This is a genomic window from Pantoea sp. SJZ147 (genome assembly GCF_007828605.1).
GTDB lineage: Bacteria > Pseudomonadota > Gammaproteobacteria > Enterobacterales > Enterobacteriaceae > Pantoea > Pantoea allii.
This window is the reverse complement of sequence record NZ_VIVB01000001.1, coordinates 279,303-295,389: the sequence shown is the minus strand read 5'-3', so window position 1 is coordinate 295,389 and position 16,087 is coordinate 279,303. Positions and strand designations below refer to the sequence as shown.

The window sequence follows — 16,087 nt, the reverse complement described above, 5'->3', positions numbered from 1 at the left end:
CGATTCATATCGCAATTTTCCCGTGTTGGCTGTTGTGGATTTAACACCTGGTAAGGCATGTGGCGCGTTTCTCCTGTACTCGGCTTTGCCTTAAATACGTCAATCTGACGGGTTGAGGGCAGGAGCCAGTGCGATTGTTCGTTTTCACGCCCGACATGCTTGCAAGCGATGCGCGTTCACCTGTCAGGCTTGCCTGCACCATCACATTTTCCAATGACGCGTCATCTTGTAACTTCTCAACTCGCATGACAGTATCGTTGCATGTATATACATGTACTACCGTTTACGCATCCATCCGTTCAACAATAGGTCTCAACGCACCGCGTATGCTGTGTTCCAGTGAGGAAACTATGCCAGCTGAATCACCTGCAGCAGATTATTCAGGCGCAGAGAAACCGCGCCTGTCAGAAACCCGTTCGATTGATTACATCCCGCCGCGCGAACGTCACGGGCAGCCTTTCAGCCAGTTTACCCTCTGGTTTGGCGGTAATCTGCAAATCACCGCCATTGTCACGGGCGCGCTGGCTGTGGTTCTGGGCGGCGATGTGGTGTGGTCGCTGGTTGGGCTGCTGGTCGGCCAAATCATCGGGGCGGGCATCATGTCGTTACATGCCATTCAGGGCCCGCGCCTGGGGTTACCGCAGATGATCACCAGCCGCATGCAGTTTGGTGTATTCGGTGCGGTCATTCCCCTGGTGCTGGTCTGTATAATGTACGTCGGCTTTTCTGCCAGTGGTACGGTGCTGGCGGGACAGGCGCTGGCGAAGCTTATTCACGTCAGCAACGCGACCGGAATGGTGGTGTTTAGCGCCCTTATTGTGGTGATTGCGGTGCTGGGCTATCGTGTGATTCATCAACTGGGGAAACTGGCGAGCGTGATCGGCGTCCTGGCCTTTGCCTATTTGTTCATCACGCTGCTCTCCACTCACGACTTATCGGCGGTATGGCAGAATCGCCATTTTACGCTGGCTAACTTTCTGCTGGCGATCTCGCTGTCTTCCTCCTGGCAAATTGCGTTTTGCCCCTATGTCTCTGACTATTCGCGCTATCTTCCCGCCGATGTTTCCGCAAGGACGCTGTTCTGCTCGGTGTTCTTTGGCAGCATGACCGGCACCCAGGCATCAATGACCCTGGGCGTGATCGTTGCCGCGATCGCCGGTAAGGCATTTTCAGGCAATGAGGTTGGCTATATTGTGAGCTTAGGCAGCACGGCGACGATGGCGATGGTGATCTATTTTGCGATCTGCTTTGGGAAAATCACCTTTACCACCCTGAATGCCTACGGCAGCTTTATGTCTCTGACGACAATTGTATCGGGCTTCCGCCAGCAAACTTCGCTCAGTCGGGGGGCACGCGTTCTGTTTGTGGTCCTGATGGTCACCGTTGCCTGCATCATTGCACTGCTCAGTGAACCGGCCTTCCTGAAATCCTTCACGCATTTCCTGCTGTTCCTGCTGGCCTTCTTTGTCCCCTGGAGCGCGATAAGCCTGACTGATTTCTATCTCATCACGAAAGGCAAAGTGGATGTCCCGGCACTGTCAACGCCAGACGGACGCTATGGCCGCTGGAACTGGGCCGGTATCACGGTCTACTGCCTGGGGGTGATGGTGCAGTTGCCCTTTATCGATAACCCGCTACATCATGGTTCTCTTACCTGGGTTTTTGCCGGCAATGACATCTCGTGGATTATTGGCTGGTTGGTGACGGCACTGCTATGGCTGATCGCCAGCCGATGGGATCGTCGGGGTAAACTGGCACATTCAATCTACCCGGCTGAATAACAGGGTTAGGGCCGCCGGGCAGGGCGGCGGTTACTGATCGCTACGGGTTAATGCGACCTGCATTTCCCTGACCAGCCACTCCCGCAGTGCCGCCACGTCAGGTCGATCCGCCATATCTTTCATCGTCACCAGATAGTAATTCGCGCCCGGTAAGCATGACCCGAATAACGTCACCAGCATGTTACGTTTAATCAGATCCTCCGCCAGCAGCTTGCTGGCAATGACCACGCCTTGCCCCGCAACCGCTGCCTGCAGTGCGTGCGTTTCATCACTGAAATAGAGACCTTTGCTGATGTTCAAACTGGACGGCCCATAGCGACGTTTCCAGTGCAGCCAGTCCGGTGATTCTGCCGGAACATGGCGGTTTTCGACGTGGAAAAGCGTGACGCCGAGAAGATCGCCGGGCGTATTCAACGCCAGCGACGGGCTGGCTAGCGCCACAAACCAATCCTTGTACAGCAAAGTATTGTGCAGCTCATCTTCCGGGGCTTCGCGATAGCGGATCGCCACGTCCACGGTGCGCTGGGTTAAATCGACTTTTTCAACGCTGGTGTGCAGATGTAAGTCAATGTGCGGAAATTGCGCCTTGAAATCCGCCAGGCGCGGAACCAGCCAGTTGGTCAGAAAATTGGACGTGGTGGTAATGGTTAACGTCGGCGGCCGTCTTGCCCGGTCAATCTTACTGACCGAGGTTTCTAAGGCTGTAAAGGCGGACTGAGTGCCCGCATACAGCAGCTTACCGGCTTCCGTCAGCTTAACGCCCTGAGCATTGCGTTCAAATACCCGACATTCAAGCGTCGATTCAATCAAACGTATCTGGTGGCTGACGGCTGTCGCGCTCACGTTCAGCGTTATCGCGGCTTGCTTAAAGCTCAGGGCTGACGCGACGGAATGAAACGCGCGCAGCGCACCAAGCGGCGGTAAACGGGATGGCTTCATGATGAGTTATTTTCACCTATGGCTGAAAACTATGACTTTGATTCCCTTGCAGCACAGACCGTAAGCTTAATTCATTACTCAGCCACGATGAATTTAATTTTATGTCATCTGTTATTACTGCGAGGCTTGCTATGGCGATTTTCACTTTACCTGAATCAGATTCTGTTACTGAAGAGAGAAGAAACATCACGTCTGGTATCCTGTTAAGTCTCCTGGTCGCTGAGCTGGTACTGATTTTCAGCTTTGCCATGACGCAAGGTTTTATTGCTGGGGGGATGGGGCTAAGCTCGCTGCTGGCTTCATTCTTCTTTGGCACTATGCTGGCCAGGCTGGGCATCATGAAACGTCAGCAGGTTGTCACTCGTCTTTGCTATGGGTTTCTCCTGGCTGCCTGTGGTTTAGTCTTACTTATAATCGCCTTTCAAAACCCTCACAATGCCTGCCTGCTGCTGCCTGGTGTGGGTTTATCCGGGCTTGGACAAGGCTGGGTGGCTGAACCCTTGAAGCGCCACTGGAAGGAGATTCGCCCCAGTGGTTTACGGGTGTCAGTTATGGTGCTGGCAATGATCTTCAGCAGTGTGATTATCCTTCTCGCCAGACACTGGGGCGGGTTTACGGGGGCGACTGGGCTTTTAACAGACCTGGCATTGCTGGGTGGGTTGTACTGTAAAATTATTCAGCAAACCGGTATTTCGCGGTAGGTACGAGAGCGTTATCACTCGGTTTGCACGTCTTTGCATAGGGCGCTGGTGGCCGTTACGCTGATTTGTGTCTGCAACTGAGCAGTCAGCGGTCCGCGTATCTGGAAGTCAGCGCGAGATCCCAAGACGAATGGATACGTTATTAGCCAGTAAGAGCGTATCTTCTTGTCAACGCGCCTCCACTTCTCGCTCAAAACTGCCGGCGACAACCCCCGATCGCTGAATGACGCATTCAGACATATCGGCTGTTCAACTTAAATGTTTTTCAGTACAGGCGCTCAGCGAGTTCAGTCAGACCGACTGTTTGTACAGGAAGGTCCACAGAAAATTAGCGTCAGGCAATAAAACGACGCTGAAACAATTGTACTGTTAATATTGCTGCACAATTAATGGGATCGTAACTTCTCAATTGCACTGTCGCTTAGGTTGAGTACTGATTTAACGCTAGTGTTTATCCTGTCAATAATGGCCTGCCGTGGGCCAAGATGCCATTCTTCACTGTTATAAAAAGATTCCTGAGAAGATTTTAGAGACGAGAGACTGTCATAAGCTCTGATTAGATAGTAAGCGTCGTCGTCATGAGCTGAGTTACCAAAAGAAACAATATCCATACCCGCTGAACGGTGAAGTGGAGCGCTTTCTTCTGTCATGATTCTGTGGAAGTCTTTCCCGGTACCGGGTTTGAGGGTGTACAGCAAAAATTCGACTGCTTTCATCATCAATATCCTTTTTTCATCATGGTGAACGATTACTTTGTAAAGCAGTGGAACCTGACAGAATGGACGTGATGTTCAGACTGACATCGCGCCATTACTTAGCAATGCCCAAACGAATTCACAGTGCCAGGCCCGAAGACGGCAACTGGCTTACTTCAGATCAAGGGATTGAATAACAGCAGCCACTTCAGCAATATCACTCGCAGACAGGGGAAGGAGAGGTCGGGGCAGGCAGTCAACCTCGGTCAGCCCCAGCACGCCCGCCGCCGCTGCCATAACACGGATGCTGCCTCCGTGTTTGCGAAACAGCGCCCATAGCGGATTAAGGCGCTCGCCGAGCTGCGTAACCCGCTCGTGCTCTCCGCGTGCTGCTGCGTCGGTGATTTCTTTTGCCGCATGCGGGAACAGGCCGCCGCAGACGGAGTACCACACGTCACAGCCTGCGTTGAGTCCTGCCGCCGCACTGGCGTCGCCGCTAATGCCAACCGTTACCTCTGCAGGCAGTTTTTCCTTCAGGCGTTGGACGCGTGCCAGCGCCTCCTCCGGCGAGGCCGGTACGCCCGGGATTTTAACGGATTGAATGCCAGGCAGCCTGGCGATACGCCCGTGCAATTCGTCAGAGAACGTAAAGCGCGTTGTACCTGGATTATCATAGATGCAGACCGGCACTGAAGTGTGCTGCGTCAGGGTCTCAAACAAGCCAAAAACCTCATTGTCCGTCAGCGTCTGGTACGAAACTGGCGGCAGCAGCAGCGCATCTGCTCCGGCCGCCTGCGCGTCATCGGTCAGCCGCATTACCTCATCGGTGCTGACGGCACCCACGCAAACCATCACCGGAATCGTGCCCGCATATGACTTTGCAATGCCAGCTATCCGGCTACGCGCCTGGCGCGTCAGGTAGGCATAACTGCCTGTTGATCCCAGAACGCCAATCGAGTCGACGCGGGCCGACGTAATGCGTTCAAGAAGGCGGACAAATCCACGTTCGTCAAAACCATTGCACGTAACAGGAGTAAGTGGAAAAGCGCTCAAACCGTGAAACATAGGTTATTCCTCCAGAATAAAGATAAGTTTGCTGCTATCCGACATCCCATTTCTCAGCGCGCCCACGCGCTCACCGTCATGGTAAAAACCAGTGTTTCATCGCCTGCGAAGGCATATTAACTTTTTGTTCACTGGTCATTATCGTGATTTAAAACGGTCATTACAGGATTATTTTATGTTCCCCGCCCATCCGTCAATCAGCCCTGACGTTGCACGTCTCGCGCCGGGCTTCCGTGCATTGAGTCTCAGTGTGCTGCTCCAATAACAAATCCCCGTGTGGGAGAAGATGCACTGCGCAAAGCCTGCGCGGACGTGGTTGTGTAAACTGCGGCCGGGCAGATAACCTGCGTATCCGCGTCTCGCGCAAAGGGTTGTTGGAAGATGAAAGCGCTTTCCTGTCAGGACGAGGCGCACGCAGGTAAATGCGCCAACGAACCCGTCTCCTCCCTCCGTCACGGCCTGTTTCGGCCTGGCACCTACACTGTATTTTTATAAAACAATGTGGATGTCTGTCTAAAGTGCAAGGCATACAGCGCATTGCACGTCATATTGGTCGCCAATTTTTAACCTGTCGCACACACAAACACCTGGCCGTTGACCACGGATTCATCACCTGTAACGAGAAAACGCACACGCCAGGTTGGAATGCCGATATTCTGCGTGTTCTCCGAAAAGGTCAGCTATAAATAACGATTTCAGTAGGTTGCTCTGGTTTTCTTAGTCAAATATCCGTTTCTTTTGAAGGTTTTTAACTGTCCGACACGGCAGCGGGTCAAATTTTTCATAAACTGATGTACGTAATCATGTAATCCTCAGATAACCGAGAGAACAACGGTTACTGATTTTAGTGACTTGTCTGGCAACTGAATGTTGTCGGTGGAATGGAAGGGAATATGATGTCTTTGATTTTTGGTGAGTTATCGGGTGCGCCAGCCTGGGTACCTGCAGTATTACTCGTTATTCTCTCATTAATAGTGGGGTTTCTTGCTCGATTTATTCTTCTCAGGTTTATCCGTTACTGGCAAAGTCGCGACAGAAAGTTATTCAAATCCCTTGAAAAGCACCTTCGTGGGTCACTGTTTCTTTTTATCCCTTTAGTGTTAATCAATATCGGGGTGAATTATATCAATATCCCCCCGCAATCCCTTAATTTCATAACGGCTACCGCCAATATATTTATTATTTTATCCGTCTGCTCTATTTTGATTCGATTGACGAATGTCGCACAGGATATGCTTTTTATACGCTATGACATTAATCTTTCAAATAACCTTCGTGCCCGTAAAATTCGCACGCAGTTAATCTATGTAAAAAAAGTGGCAATCGTCATCCTTGTGTCATTCTGTTTGTCGATGATTCTGCTCAGTTTTCCAGGCGTGCGTAAATTCGGCACGACAATTCTGGCCGGTGCCGGGGTAGCAGGGATCATCATTGGTTTTGCCCTGCAGAAGTCGCTGGTCAACCTGTTCGCTGGCATCCAGATCGCCTTTACGCAACCAATAAAAATTGACGATGCCGTGGTCGTTGAAAAAGAATGGGGATGGATTGAGGAGATAAATCTGACCTATGTTGTTGTGCGTATCTGGGATCTACGCCGACTGGTGCTGCCCATTACCTATTTTACAGAAAACGCCTTCCAGAACTGGACGCGTAATAACGCACAAATATTAGGATCGGTGTTTCTTTATGTGGATTACTCCATGCCGTTGGAGCCGCTCCGCAGACATTTTGAAAAAGTGCTGAGCGAAACAAAACTCTGGGATCAACAGACCCAGGTGCTTCAGGTGACCGATACGACCGAAAGAACCATGACCATCAGGTTATTGATGACGGCCCAGAATTCCCCCACAGCCTGGGATTTACGCTGTTATGTACGGGAAAAAATGATTGAGTTTATTCAGCAAAATTATCCGCAGAGTTTGCCTCATGTCAGGGTAACCCTGACCGACGGCGATGCGGTAGACAAAGAAGCCCGCTGCTAATCGCGTATTTGGGGAGAGTGGAACGTACAGAGGTGCTGATCGCGGTATAAACGTCAGGACAACTGTACTTCCGCTGTTTGTTTACATCCGTAGTGGATGGCATGATTCGATGATGCAAACCGGACGCATCATTCCATTCTGTTTTTAAGGGGCCTATGAAACACAAATCGATCTATCGCGTGGGTGACTGTGAGGTTTTTAAAGTGCCTGAACTTGAGGCCTCTTTATCGGTAAGTATGCTCTATCCTGACCAGCCACTGGATAGCCTTTCCCCTGAAAACATCTCGCTTTCGGTGCATAGCTGGATTGTCCGGACACCGGGCGCCACCCTTGTCATTGATACAGCCAGTGGCAACGGGCGTGAGCGTCCCGGATCTCCGCTTTCTCATCAACTGGATACACCTTATGAACATCGTTTCCGCGAGACGGGCATCGATCCCGATGAGGTGGATTTTGTTTTGATCACCCACTTGCACGGCGATCATGTGGGCTGGAACACCCACCAGGTGGAAGGCAAGTGGACGCCGTTTTTCAGGAATGCGCGCTATTACTGTTCCGATATCGGTCTGAAAAACTGGCAAAACGATCCTGCAAGACAAACCCTGTTAGAGGACAGCATCAATCCGGTTATCGAGGCTGGCTTACTTGAAACGCTGGATATGACGACAAAACCGATCCTTGCTGAATTATTACGCTTTGTGCCCACGCCCGGTCACAGCCACGATCACGCGTCAATTATTCTGCACAGCGCGGGAGAATATGCCTTATTTACCGGCGATCTTATGCATAACGAGCTTCAGGTCAGGCAACCCCATCTGGCCTCTCGTTTTTGTGCAGATGCCGACCAGGCGGAAGTGCAACGCCGATGGGCAATGGAATGGGCCGCCGATCATCAGGCATTATGTTTCAGTTCGCACTTCGCCCAGTCGTCTGCGGGTTATCTGAATAAAACCGCAAACGGGTTTGAATGGCGCTTTGTCTGAGTAAGCCCCTGTCACTCCGGCTCAGGCCCGCCATGCGCTCTTATTTTTGGGCCGGGCGAACTGGACAGGCGAGAGCAGGGAGGATTGCCTGGCGCTGATACGTCGGAAAAGACGGCACAGCCTCAGCGCGTGGATGTAAGTCTGCGCGGAATGTCAGAAGCGCATATTCTGGTCTTGCAGGCCTTTTTCATCTCACCGCATGGGCCAGCGAGGTATTGACCTGGCCCGGACGCTTTCACCGCTGCCTGGGTCAAACGCATGACTGAACCGCTGGCAACAGCCCAGCCTGCTGATATCCGTCGATAAGTTCGTCAAACAGTCGGATGTCATTCCGGCTTCGGGCCATCAGCTGTGCACCCGCAATGGCGGCAAAAATGGCACGTGCTCGTTTTTCACTGGCTTCATGATCGGTAATTCCGGCCTCCTGAAGCTGTGTAGCCAGCCATGCTACGTTAACTTCTGCGAATTTCTGCACTTCATTTTTGACCGGATCTGGCAGGTCGTCATATTCAGCCGACATAAAGCTACCCATGCAGAGCCGGTTCTGGCTTTCCAGGGAACGGCGAAATATGTGTGGATAACGGCTCAGGCTTTTAAGCGCGTCGCCCTCCTTTTCCCGAAGCAGCGTAAGATCGCGCGCAGTATCTTCCCAATAACGTTGGGCGACTGCCGCACCCAGCTCTGCTTTGCTTGGAAAATGATAGTAAATGCTTGCCGCTTTTATGCCGACTTCATCGGCCAGCCCGCGAATGTTCAGGCCGGTATATCCGTGAGCCTGCGCCGTCAGGCGGGCGGCATTAAGGATTTCATCTTTGGATGTCTTGCTCATCGGAGTTCTCCTGAAGAATAGAAAATAATTCTACCATTTGTTAGGTAGGTGTTGACAGCGCTATTTTATAAGCTTAACGTCTACCTACCAACTGTTAGGTAGATTATTCACCAGAGAGAAATCATCATGAGCAAAGACATTTTTTATGCAGACGCAACCCAACTGGCTAACTTAATCCGCCGTCGCGAAATCTCACCTGTAGAAGTCATGCAGGCACATATTGACCGGATTGCAGCCACTAATCCTGATGTGAATGCCATTGTGACGCTGGCAGACGATGCGATGAAACAGGCCGTGGCCGCCGAAGCCGCCGTGATGAGAGGGGATGAGACGGGTCCTCTGCACGGTGTGCCTTTCACCGTGAAAGATTCAATTGATACCGCCGGTGTACTGACGCAGCGTGGCTCGCCGATCTTCAAAGGCCGTCGTCCTGAAGAAGATGCCACCAGCGTGGCGCGCCTTAAAAAAGCGGGCGGTATTTTGCTGGCAAAAACCAACCTGCCTGAATTTTCCTACTGGATTGAGAGCGATAATCTGCTGTCTGGGCGTTCCAATAACCCCTGGGATCTGACACGCACGCCTGGTGGCTCCAGCGGCGGCGAATCAGCGGCTATCGCTGCGGGCATGTCGCCTCTCGGCCTGGGTACAGACCTGGCCATCTCCATACGCGGACCGGCCGCACAAACCGGGATCACCTCAATGAAAGCAACGCATGGTAGCGTCCCCATGACGGGTATCTGGCCACGTGCACCGCGCCGGTTCTGGCATGTGGGGCCGATGGCTCGATCCGTTCGTGACATTGCCTTGGCTTTTTCCCAACTGGCCGGTCCGGATGGCCATGATGCTTTTTCCAGCAGTGCGCCGGTTTATCCTGATGGACTGCCGTTCACCTCATCGCGTCCGATGCGTATAGGTTGGATGACAGGGCCGGGACTGGGGCCGGTGGATGCGGAAGTGGCAGCCGTTGTCAGGTCTGCGGCGGATGCGCTGCAAGGCGCTGGCATGGTGGTAGAGCACGTTGGTATTCCGGCGCTGGAACGGGATTTTGCGTTGGACGTTTTTAACCGGATTCACGTTATGGAGATGAAACCTGATTTCGCCAGGGCAACTGCAGGTCGTCGCGCTGATGAGCGTTATAAGATGGCCAACACTATGCTGTCACTGCCGGAGACTTCCATGTCTGATTTTATTGATGCAGAGCAGGCAGCGGAAAGGTTGCGGGATGGTTTTGCGGAATACTTCTCCCAGTATGATGCGCTCATAACACATGTGCTGCCCATTCCGGCTCACAAACATGGGGTGGACAGGTTTGTCATCGACGGTCAGGAGGTGGATGCCACCTACCTTCAGGGTGCTACGGTTCCGCTAAACGTAACGGGACTGCCCGGTGTCGCGCTGCCTTTCGGCAAAAGCCGGGCGGGATTACCCATTAACGTGCAGATTGTCGGTAAATGGCATGCTGAGCGAACCATCCTGCACATTGCTTCACTTCTGGAAGCTGTTAGTCCGGTGAAAGGTTCTCATCCACCATTTTAAAACGGAATAAGGCCTCGCGGACCATCGCGGGGCCGTTCAACAATCGGGATTTTCGTCTGGCACATCTCCTCGTGCAGGGAGGCGTTTTTAGCTTGCGAGGCAGGGCATAAAACATTCATTCCATCGCCTGTGATAACTTGTTAGGCTTTCCCGACAGACGTTCAGCAGGGTGCCATCTTCATGATTAAACGCATTGGGGTGGAAACCTCCATCGTTAAACACGCAGACAAAAATGTTGAAGTCACCTTGTTGCAGGTAAAGGAGGCGACGCGATGTATCCTGTTTGTCGCCGGGCTGGGGGGAAGCCCAATGCGCCATCTTGAGCTTCTGCAAACCTTTACCCGGCAGGGTATTTCCGTTGTCGCGCCACATTTTGAACGCCTGACCTCTCCCTTTCCCTCCAGGGCTGAATTGCTGGAACGTAGCCAAAGGCTCGCCTTAGCCGGGAACAACTTTTGCAACCGCTATGCCTCGATAACCGGGGTTGGGCATTCACTTGGGACGGTGATTTTATTGATGCACGCCGGGGCCACAGCCTGGACCAAAGCAAGAGAGTCGGTCGTTTTTGACGGCAGGCAGAGGTTAAATCAACTGGTGCTTTTAGCACCGCCAGCAGATTTTTTTCGCGCGCCGTCGTCGCTGGCATCCGTCAACCTCCCTGTTCAGATTTGGGCGGGTGAAAAGGACAGCGTTACGCCACTTTCAGAGGCACTCTTTCTCAACGCGGCATTAGCGCATCACACGCAGACAGAACTTTATGTTGTGAAAGATGCCGGTCATTTTACCTTTATGAATACATTGCCTCCGCACGTCACCGATTCCTTTGCCTCGCGAGATACTTTTCTTTTGGATTTGGGCGAAAAGATATCCCATTTTGTTACTGCTTAGTGCCACAGGGCACAGCCAAACAGCGGCTGGGTAAGAGGGGCGCTAATGTGAGATAAACGCGTTCACCCTCTGACTATCAATAACGCGATGATTTTACCCATGACCAGAAGCCAGGGCAGGGATAAACGTCATTGAATGAAATAGCGCCCTGTTGTAACCCGTATTTTAATTCGCGGTGCGCGGTAGTAAAAATAATGGGGTCAATAATGAATAAAAGCGGAGGCGTGCTTAGCATGATAGCGAATTATGAGTATCTGCCTGGAGGGGGAAATATCGTTATCACTGGCATGATATTATCATGGGTGCTGAAATCAATGCTTAAAAATGAATCATTTACGGTTTCGCTTACCGTCTCTGTAACGTCCGATCACATAATATTGAAGTGGAATAAGCTGCTGTTTAATAAGTATAATTAAATTTTTATTCATTTATTTCTCCTGGCTGCCTGCAATTTCCGTCATATAAGTTACGCTTTGAAAGGTGATTAAAAGCAAATAAGACGGCGAATGCAATTTATAACTACCTGATTGACTGGCACTGCCATCATTTCAAGCGACCATATTATTATTTGTGATAAATCAGGCCGGAATAGTCTGAAAATGCCTTTTTTTACAGGCGTAAATTTCTTTGTCGATAATTAATTTTGTTTTGGTTGAAATGCTTTTTTAAGAAAAACCGCATTACCTTCGCAGTAACTTTATTATCCGCCAAAGGCCGAATGAATAAGCCAGATAACGCTGATTCTGTATTGCCATGTCCTGTGAATAAGGAAACGCTAACGCAGAATCATCAATGACCCGAGAGGAAAGAGTATGAAAGCAGTCGTTTATAACGGATCCTTTGATGTTTCAGTTAAAGATGTGCCCGATGCCAAAATTGTCCGCCCCACCGATGTTCTGGTTCGCATCACCACCACCAATATCTGCGGCTCAGATCTTCACATGTATGAAGGACGCACCAGCTTCGAGCAGGGCCGTATTTTAGGGCATGAAAATTTGGGGCAGGTGGTTGAAATTGGCAGTGGCGTAGAGCGAATCAGCGTAGGTGACTATGTCTGCCTGCCGTTCAACGTAGGCTGTGGATTCTGCGAAAACTGTGAGAAAGGCCTGACGGGATACTGTCTGACAGCCAACCCTGGTACTGCTGGCGCTGCCTATGGCTTTGCCGAAATGGGCAGTTGGGAAGGCGGTCAGGCCGAGTTGCTTCGCGTCCCCTTTGCCGATTTTAACTGCCTGGTATTACCGCCTGATGCGGTTGAGAAGGAAGATGATTACGTCATGCTGTCCGACATTTTCCCGACCGGCTGGCACGCCACAGAGCTTGCGGGCTTAAAAGCTGGTGAAAGTGTGGCTATTTACGGTGCTGGCCCGGTGGGACTCATGGCAGCGCATTCGGCCATTATCAAAGGCGCATCGGAGGTCTATGTTGTCGATACGCATGCCGACAGGCTGGCACTGGCGGAAAAAATCGGTGCGATTGCCATTAATGCCACGGGGGCTGATGCGGTAAATAAGATTCTCGATCTCACCGATGGTCGCGGCACCGATTGCGGTTGTGAATGTGTGGGCTATCAGTGCTGCAACAAACATGGTGTTGAAGACAATTCTGACACGATGAACAGCCTGGTTGCCTCAACAAAAGCCACGGGCGGTATTGGCGTGGTGGGCGTGTTTGTTCCACAGGACCCGGGTGCAGCGACTGATCTGGCGAAAGAGGGCAAAATGCCTTTTGACTTTGGTAGTTTCTGGTTCAAAGGACAATCCATCCGTACCGGCCAGGCGAATGTTAAAGCTTATAACCGCCAGCTTGCACGACTGATTTCGCAGGATAAAGCGAATCCAGGGCAGATTATCTCGCATCGCTTAAAACTGTCTGAAGCGGCAGAAGGCTATAAGCACTTTGACGATCGCGACAGCGGTTGGACAAAAGTGATTTTAAAACCTTAAGTCGTTCGTCATTACCATGATTGCCCCGGTCTGGTGAGTACGCCCAAGTGCGCGTGAACCAGACTGCGGGCGTTCAGCCTCTAAATGAAAACCCTTCTTTATCAGTCAATCAGACCTGTCGGCATTGAAAGCCTTAGCTGAAGGTAAGCTCCATCCATGAGCATGATGCGCGGATCGCTTCCAGGGCGAAAAGCGTGAGATTCTTCTAACCGACAAGGTGACTGAAAGGGCGATTACCAGGGCGCGCGGTTTCGATCAAAAAAGAAACCCGCAGTCATCGCCTGGGGAGCCTGATCGGCAAGCCAGACAATGCCATCGGCCGCTTCCTCAACCGTTCTGTAGCCGGTATGCCCATTAAAATCGGTGGCGGTGTAGCCTGGGTCGACGGCGTTTACGCTAATGCCAAACGCAGTCAGTTCATGAGCAAATGCCACGGTCACGCCATTCATCGCCGTTTTCGAACTGGTATAACCCATTGCCTGGACGCGTGAATAGGGATGTGCCCGATCGGCGACCCACGCCAGCGATCCCAGCCCGCTACTCACCATAATCACTCTGGCCTGAGGCGCGAGTTTAAGTAACGGAATAAAACACTGGGTCACGCTGATGGCACCAAAAACGTTAGTGTTATACACCGCCATAATATCGCTGACTGGCTGCTCGCTGGGGGCGACAGGTTGAATCCCGGCAATGCCAGCATTGTTGATAAGAATATCCAGTTTTCCATCTGACTTCAGTACCTGTTCAGCCGCCGCCTGAACGCTGGCGGCCTGGGTCACATCCATCACCGTCAGATGCACATCCAGCCCTTCTGCGGCGAGGGTGTTCAGCGCTGCGTGGCCAAGCTGCTCGTCACGACAAGCCAACCAGACCTTATAACCCAGTAAGCCCAGTTGCCTGGCCGTCTCAAATCCAATGCTTTTGTTCGCGCCGGTGATAAGAACACTTTTGTTGGTCATTTTCTGCTGCCTCAGTTATCTCTGCTGGTGATATGGCCCCGCTAAACGCATTACCGGGCGTGTTCAGCATTTATAGCCCAGGCAATGCTGTTTGATAACAGAGGCTAATACGAATAACCTGATCGAAATGGCGAACAATCGTAGGCCGCGTAGATGAACGATTTATCGATTTTTCTGGCAGTGTTTAACGCTAAGGGCTTTCGTGCGGCAGCCAAAAAGCTGGGGCTGTCTCCCTCAACCGTCAGTGAAAGGGTGACCGCGCTTGAGCTGAGCCTTGGCGTGCCGCTTTTTATCCGCACGACGCGCAGCGTAACGCCGACTGAAGCCGGCCGGATGTTGTCCGAACGTATGTCGCCACTCCTCAGCGAAATGCGGAGCATACTGAACGACGTTGCCAGCTCTCAGCAGGCGGTGCGCGGGGTGCTTAAACTGAACGTCACGGGTGCCGTCATGGTGGATATCCTTCCCGCGCTGATTGATCGGTTTCTTGCTCGTCATCCGCGCTTACAGGTGGAAATCATGGTCGATGATCGCCTCATCGAAGCCACATCGGAAGGCTGCGATGCGGGAATACGTTATGGCGAGCACCTTGTCCAGGATGCCATTGCCATTCCCATCGGTCCTCGTCAACAGCGTTTAGCGCTGGCGGCGTCACCGGCTTATCTCGCCGCTCACATCCCGCCAGGTTAACGGAACTTGACTGCATTCGCCTGCGATATTCCAGTGGCGCGCTGATCCCATGGGAGTTTGCGCATAACGGAGAAACTGTCCGCGTCGATGCGCCCGGACGTCTGACTATCGGGGTCAATGGTGTGTCGGGGGCGATCGATCTGGCAATAAAAGGTCAGGGCATTATCGCGACGTTTGAAAACTGGCTTCAGCCTCACTTTGAAACAGGCGAACTCTATCCGTTACTCGAAGCATGGTGGCCTGCTTTTGAGGGGCCGTGGCTCTATTTTCCCAGCCGGTTTATGTCTGCGCCCTTGCGCGCATTTGTTGATTTTCTAAAAGAGGAGCGCGAGGGATTTGCGGATGAAGGCAGGTGCTAACGATTCATGTCGTGATGCGATGCAGCAAGTGCGCCGGGCCATGCTCGCGAACAGGCTAAGGCGCAGGCAGATTTAGCGTTTTAAGGGCGATGTCTTGAGCGACCAGCTGGGTTAATACCAAACCGTACGGTCGGGGTTAACAGGGGAAGCGCAGTAAATTTTAAGACTGCGTCAGGGTGCGCTCTGGCTATCGCAGTCCGATTGCTTGCTGCACCTCACAAAGCGGTGACAAAAAGAGGCCGCCACAGAGGGGATGAGAGCGTTTTTCTGCGCGATATCCAGGTCACCGCTATTGTCACATGTCGCACCTGCCGAAACGCCCTGGCAGCGGTGATGTTCAGAAGCCGTCATCGCATGCTGTAAATCGGTATTCAGATGTGATTTGTAATCATCAAGCGCATCGCGAATATCAGCCGGAGCGAGCCATTCCAGGTGCTTAGACGGGCACTGCCGGGTGAGTTCAGCCATGTAAGTTTGCCAGACATCGTCGGCAGGTGCTGCTGCCAGGGCTGCGGTTGAACCTGTAAATAGCAGGACAGCCAGTTCAAGTCGCATGATCATTTCCCACACCGTTCAGAGGTTATACATCGGGATAGCCATTTTCTGTGCTGCATCAGTAATACGTTGAGGTAAAGCGTCTCTGTCGGCACAGGCGCGAACGGTGAAGGCGCGTCGTTTGTTGAGTTTCTGGCTTTGCCCACCGGAGCCTGCAATGGATGATCTGGCGAGTAAAA

At 52.0% G+C, this 16,087-nt stretch carries 13 protein-coding genes and 1 pseudogene; 8 read left to right on the top strand and 6 right to left on the bottom strand.

What is annotated here, in order from left to right; translation table 11 throughout:
• Positions 1 to 350: 350 nt before the first annotated feature.
• Positions 351 to 1,781, top strand: a complete 1,431-nt coding sequence (locus tag FBY13_RS01370) for a cytosine permease (RefSeq protein ID WP_145393282.1) — start codon at positions 351 to 353, stop codon at positions 1,779 to 1,781.
• A 30-nt stretch (positions 1,782 to 1,811) separates the two neighbouring features.
• Here the strand turns inward: FBY13_RS01370 and FBY13_RS01365 are convergent, their stop codons facing one another.
• Positions 1,812 to 2,720 carry a LysR substrate-binding domain-containing protein gene (locus FBY13_RS01365; RefSeq protein ID WP_145393281.1) on the bottom strand — a complete coding sequence of 303 codons (909 nt, stop codon included), beginning with the start codon at positions 2,718 to 2,720 and terminating at the stop codon, positions 1,812 to 1,814.
• A 131-nt stretch (positions 2,721 to 2,851) separates the two neighbouring features.
• Here FBY13_RS01365 and FBY13_RS01360 point away from each other — a divergent pair, with 131 nt between their 5' ends.
• On the top strand, positions 2,852 to 3,421 hold the full coding sequence (locus FBY13_RS01360) for a hypothetical protein (protein ID WP_145393280.1): 570 nt from the start codon (positions 2,852 to 2,854) through the stop codon (positions 3,419 to 3,421).
• A 386-nt stretch (positions 3,422 to 3,807) separates the two neighbouring features.
• Here FBY13_RS01360 and FBY13_RS01355 read toward each other — a convergent pair whose 3' ends face one another.
• Positions 3,808 to 4,137: an NIPSNAP family protein gene (locus tag FBY13_RS01355; RefSeq protein ID WP_063879472.1), complete on the bottom strand. Its 330-nt coding sequence runs from the start codon at positions 4,135 to 4,137 to the stop codon at positions 3,808 to 3,810.
• 150 nt (positions 4,138 to 4,287) lie between these two features.
• Entirely contained in the window at positions 4,288 to 5,181 is an 894-nt protein-coding gene (locus FBY13_RS01350) for a dihydrodipicolinate synthase family protein (protein ID WP_145393279.1), read from the bottom strand.
• 896 nt (positions 5,182 to 6,077) lie between these two features.
• On the opposite strand from FBY13_RS01350, the gene FBY13_RS01345 reads away from it, so the two are divergent.
• Together FBY13_RS01345 and FBY13_RS01340 are read left to right on the top strand one after the other, a co-directional pair.
• On the top strand, positions 6,078 to 7,163 hold the full coding sequence (locus FBY13_RS01345; protein ID WP_186440774.1) for a mechanosensitive ion channel family protein: 1,086 nt from the start codon (positions 6,078 to 6,080) through the stop codon (positions 7,161 to 7,163).
• A 155-nt stretch (positions 7,164 to 7,318) separates the two neighbouring features.
• Complete coding sequence (locus FBY13_RS01340; protein WP_145393278.1) at positions 7,319 to 8,146, top strand: MBL fold metallo-hydrolase; 828 nt, start codon at positions 7,319 to 7,321, stop codon at positions 8,144 to 8,146.
• A gap of 250 nt (positions 8,147 to 8,396) precedes the next feature.
• Here FBY13_RS01340 and FBY13_RS01335 read toward each other — a convergent pair whose 3' ends face one another.
• Positions 8,397 to 8,975, bottom strand: a complete 579-nt coding sequence (locus FBY13_RS01335; protein ID WP_145393277.1) for a TetR/AcrR family transcriptional regulator — start codon at positions 8,973 to 8,975, stop codon at positions 8,397 to 8,399.
• Between the two features lie 126 nt (positions 8,976 to 9,101).
• Between FBY13_RS01335 and FBY13_RS01330 the strand changes: the two genes are divergently transcribed.
• From FBY13_RS01330 to FBY13_RS01320, 3 genes are all read left to right on the top strand, one after another.
• Positions 9,102 to 10,511, top strand: a complete 1,410-nt coding sequence (locus FBY13_RS01330; protein WP_145393276.1) for an amidase — start codon at positions 9,102 to 9,104, stop codon at positions 10,509 to 10,511.
• 180 nt (positions 10,512 to 10,691) lie between these two features.
• On the top strand, positions 10,692 to 11,399 hold the full coding sequence (locus FBY13_RS01325; RefSeq protein WP_145393275.1) for an alpha/beta fold hydrolase: 708 nt from the start codon (positions 10,692 to 10,694) through the stop codon (positions 11,397 to 11,399).
• A gap of 812 nt (positions 11,400 to 12,211) precedes the next feature.
• Positions 12,212 to 13,345, top strand: coding sequence for a glutathione-independent formaldehyde dehydrogenase (locus tag FBY13_RS01320; protein ID WP_145393274.1), 1,134 nt, complete (start codon positions 12,212 to 12,214; stop codon positions 13,343 to 13,345).
• Between the two features lie 233 nt (positions 13,346 to 13,578).
• Here FBY13_RS01320 and FBY13_RS01315 read toward each other — a convergent pair whose 3' ends face one another.
• Positions 13,579 to 14,304 carry an SDR family oxidoreductase gene (locus tag FBY13_RS01315; protein ID WP_145393273.1) on the bottom strand — a complete coding sequence of 242 codons (726 nt, stop codon included), beginning with the start codon at positions 14,302 to 14,304 and terminating at the stop codon, positions 13,579 to 13,581.
• Between the two features lie 153 nt (positions 14,305 to 14,457).
• Between FBY13_RS01315 and FBY13_RS01310 the strand changes: the two are divergent.
• Positions 14,458 to 15,353, top strand: a pseudogene (locus FBY13_RS01310) (LysR family transcriptional regulator).
• A 171-nt stretch (positions 15,354 to 15,524) separates the two neighbouring features.
• Here FBY13_RS01310 and FBY13_RS01305 read toward each other — a convergent pair.
• Positions 15,525 to 15,914 carry a hypothetical protein gene (locus FBY13_RS01305; RefSeq protein WP_255474403.1) on the bottom strand — a complete coding sequence of 130 codons (390 nt, stop codon included), beginning with the start codon at positions 15,912 to 15,914 and terminating at the stop codon, positions 15,525 to 15,527.
• Positions 15,915 to 16,087: the final 173 nt, after the last annotated feature.

Excerpts from the sequence above, each read along its gene's own strand:
- FBY13_RS01370 (WP_145393282.1), top strand. The coding sequence starts at position 351 with ATGCCAGCTGAATCACCTGCAGCAGATTATTCAGGCGCAGAGAAACCG.
- FBY13_RS01365 (WP_145393281.1), bottom strand. The coding sequence starts at position 2,720 with ATGAAGCCATCCCGTTTACCGCCGCTTGGTGCGCTGCGCGCGTTTCAT.
- FBY13_RS01360 (WP_145393280.1), top strand. The coding sequence starts at position 2,852 with ATGGCGATTTTCACTTTACCTGAATCAGATTCTGTTACTGAAGAGAGA.
- FBY13_RS01355 (WP_063879472.1), bottom strand. The coding sequence starts at position 4,137 with ATGAAAGCAGTCGAATTTTTGCTGTACACCCTCAAACCCGGTACCGGG.
- FBY13_RS01350 (WP_145393279.1), bottom strand. The coding sequence starts at position 5,181 with ATGTTTCACGGTTTGAGCGCTTTTCCACTTACTCCTGTTACGTGCAAT.
- FBY13_RS01345 (WP_186440774.1), top strand. The coding sequence starts at position 6,078 with ATGTCTTTGATTTTTGGTGAGTTATCGGGTGCGCCAGCCTGGGTACCT.
- FBY13_RS01340 (WP_145393278.1), top strand. The coding sequence starts at position 7,319 with ATGAAACACAAATCGATCTATCGCGTGGGTGACTGTGAGGTTTTTAAA.
- FBY13_RS01335 (WP_145393277.1), bottom strand. The coding sequence starts at position 8,975 with ATGAGCAAGACATCCAAAGATGAAATCCTTAATGCCGCCCGCCTGACG.
- FBY13_RS01330 (WP_145393276.1), top strand. The coding sequence starts at position 9,102 with ATGAGCAAAGACATTTTTTATGCAGACGCAACCCAACTGGCTAACTTA.
- FBY13_RS01325 (WP_145393275.1), top strand. The coding sequence starts at position 10,692 with ATGATTAAACGCATTGGGGTGGAAACCTCCATCGTTAAACACGCAGAC.
- FBY13_RS01320 (WP_145393274.1), top strand. The coding sequence starts at position 12,212 with ATGAAAGCAGTCGTTTATAACGGATCCTTTGATGTTTCAGTTAAAGAT.
- FBY13_RS01315 (WP_145393273.1), bottom strand. The coding sequence starts at position 14,304 with ATGACCAACAAAAGTGTTCTTATCACCGGCGCGAACAAAAGCATTGGA.
- FBY13_RS01305 (WP_255474403.1), bottom strand. The coding sequence starts at position 15,914 with ATGATCATGCGACTTGAACTGGCTGTCCTGCTATTTACAGGTTCAACC.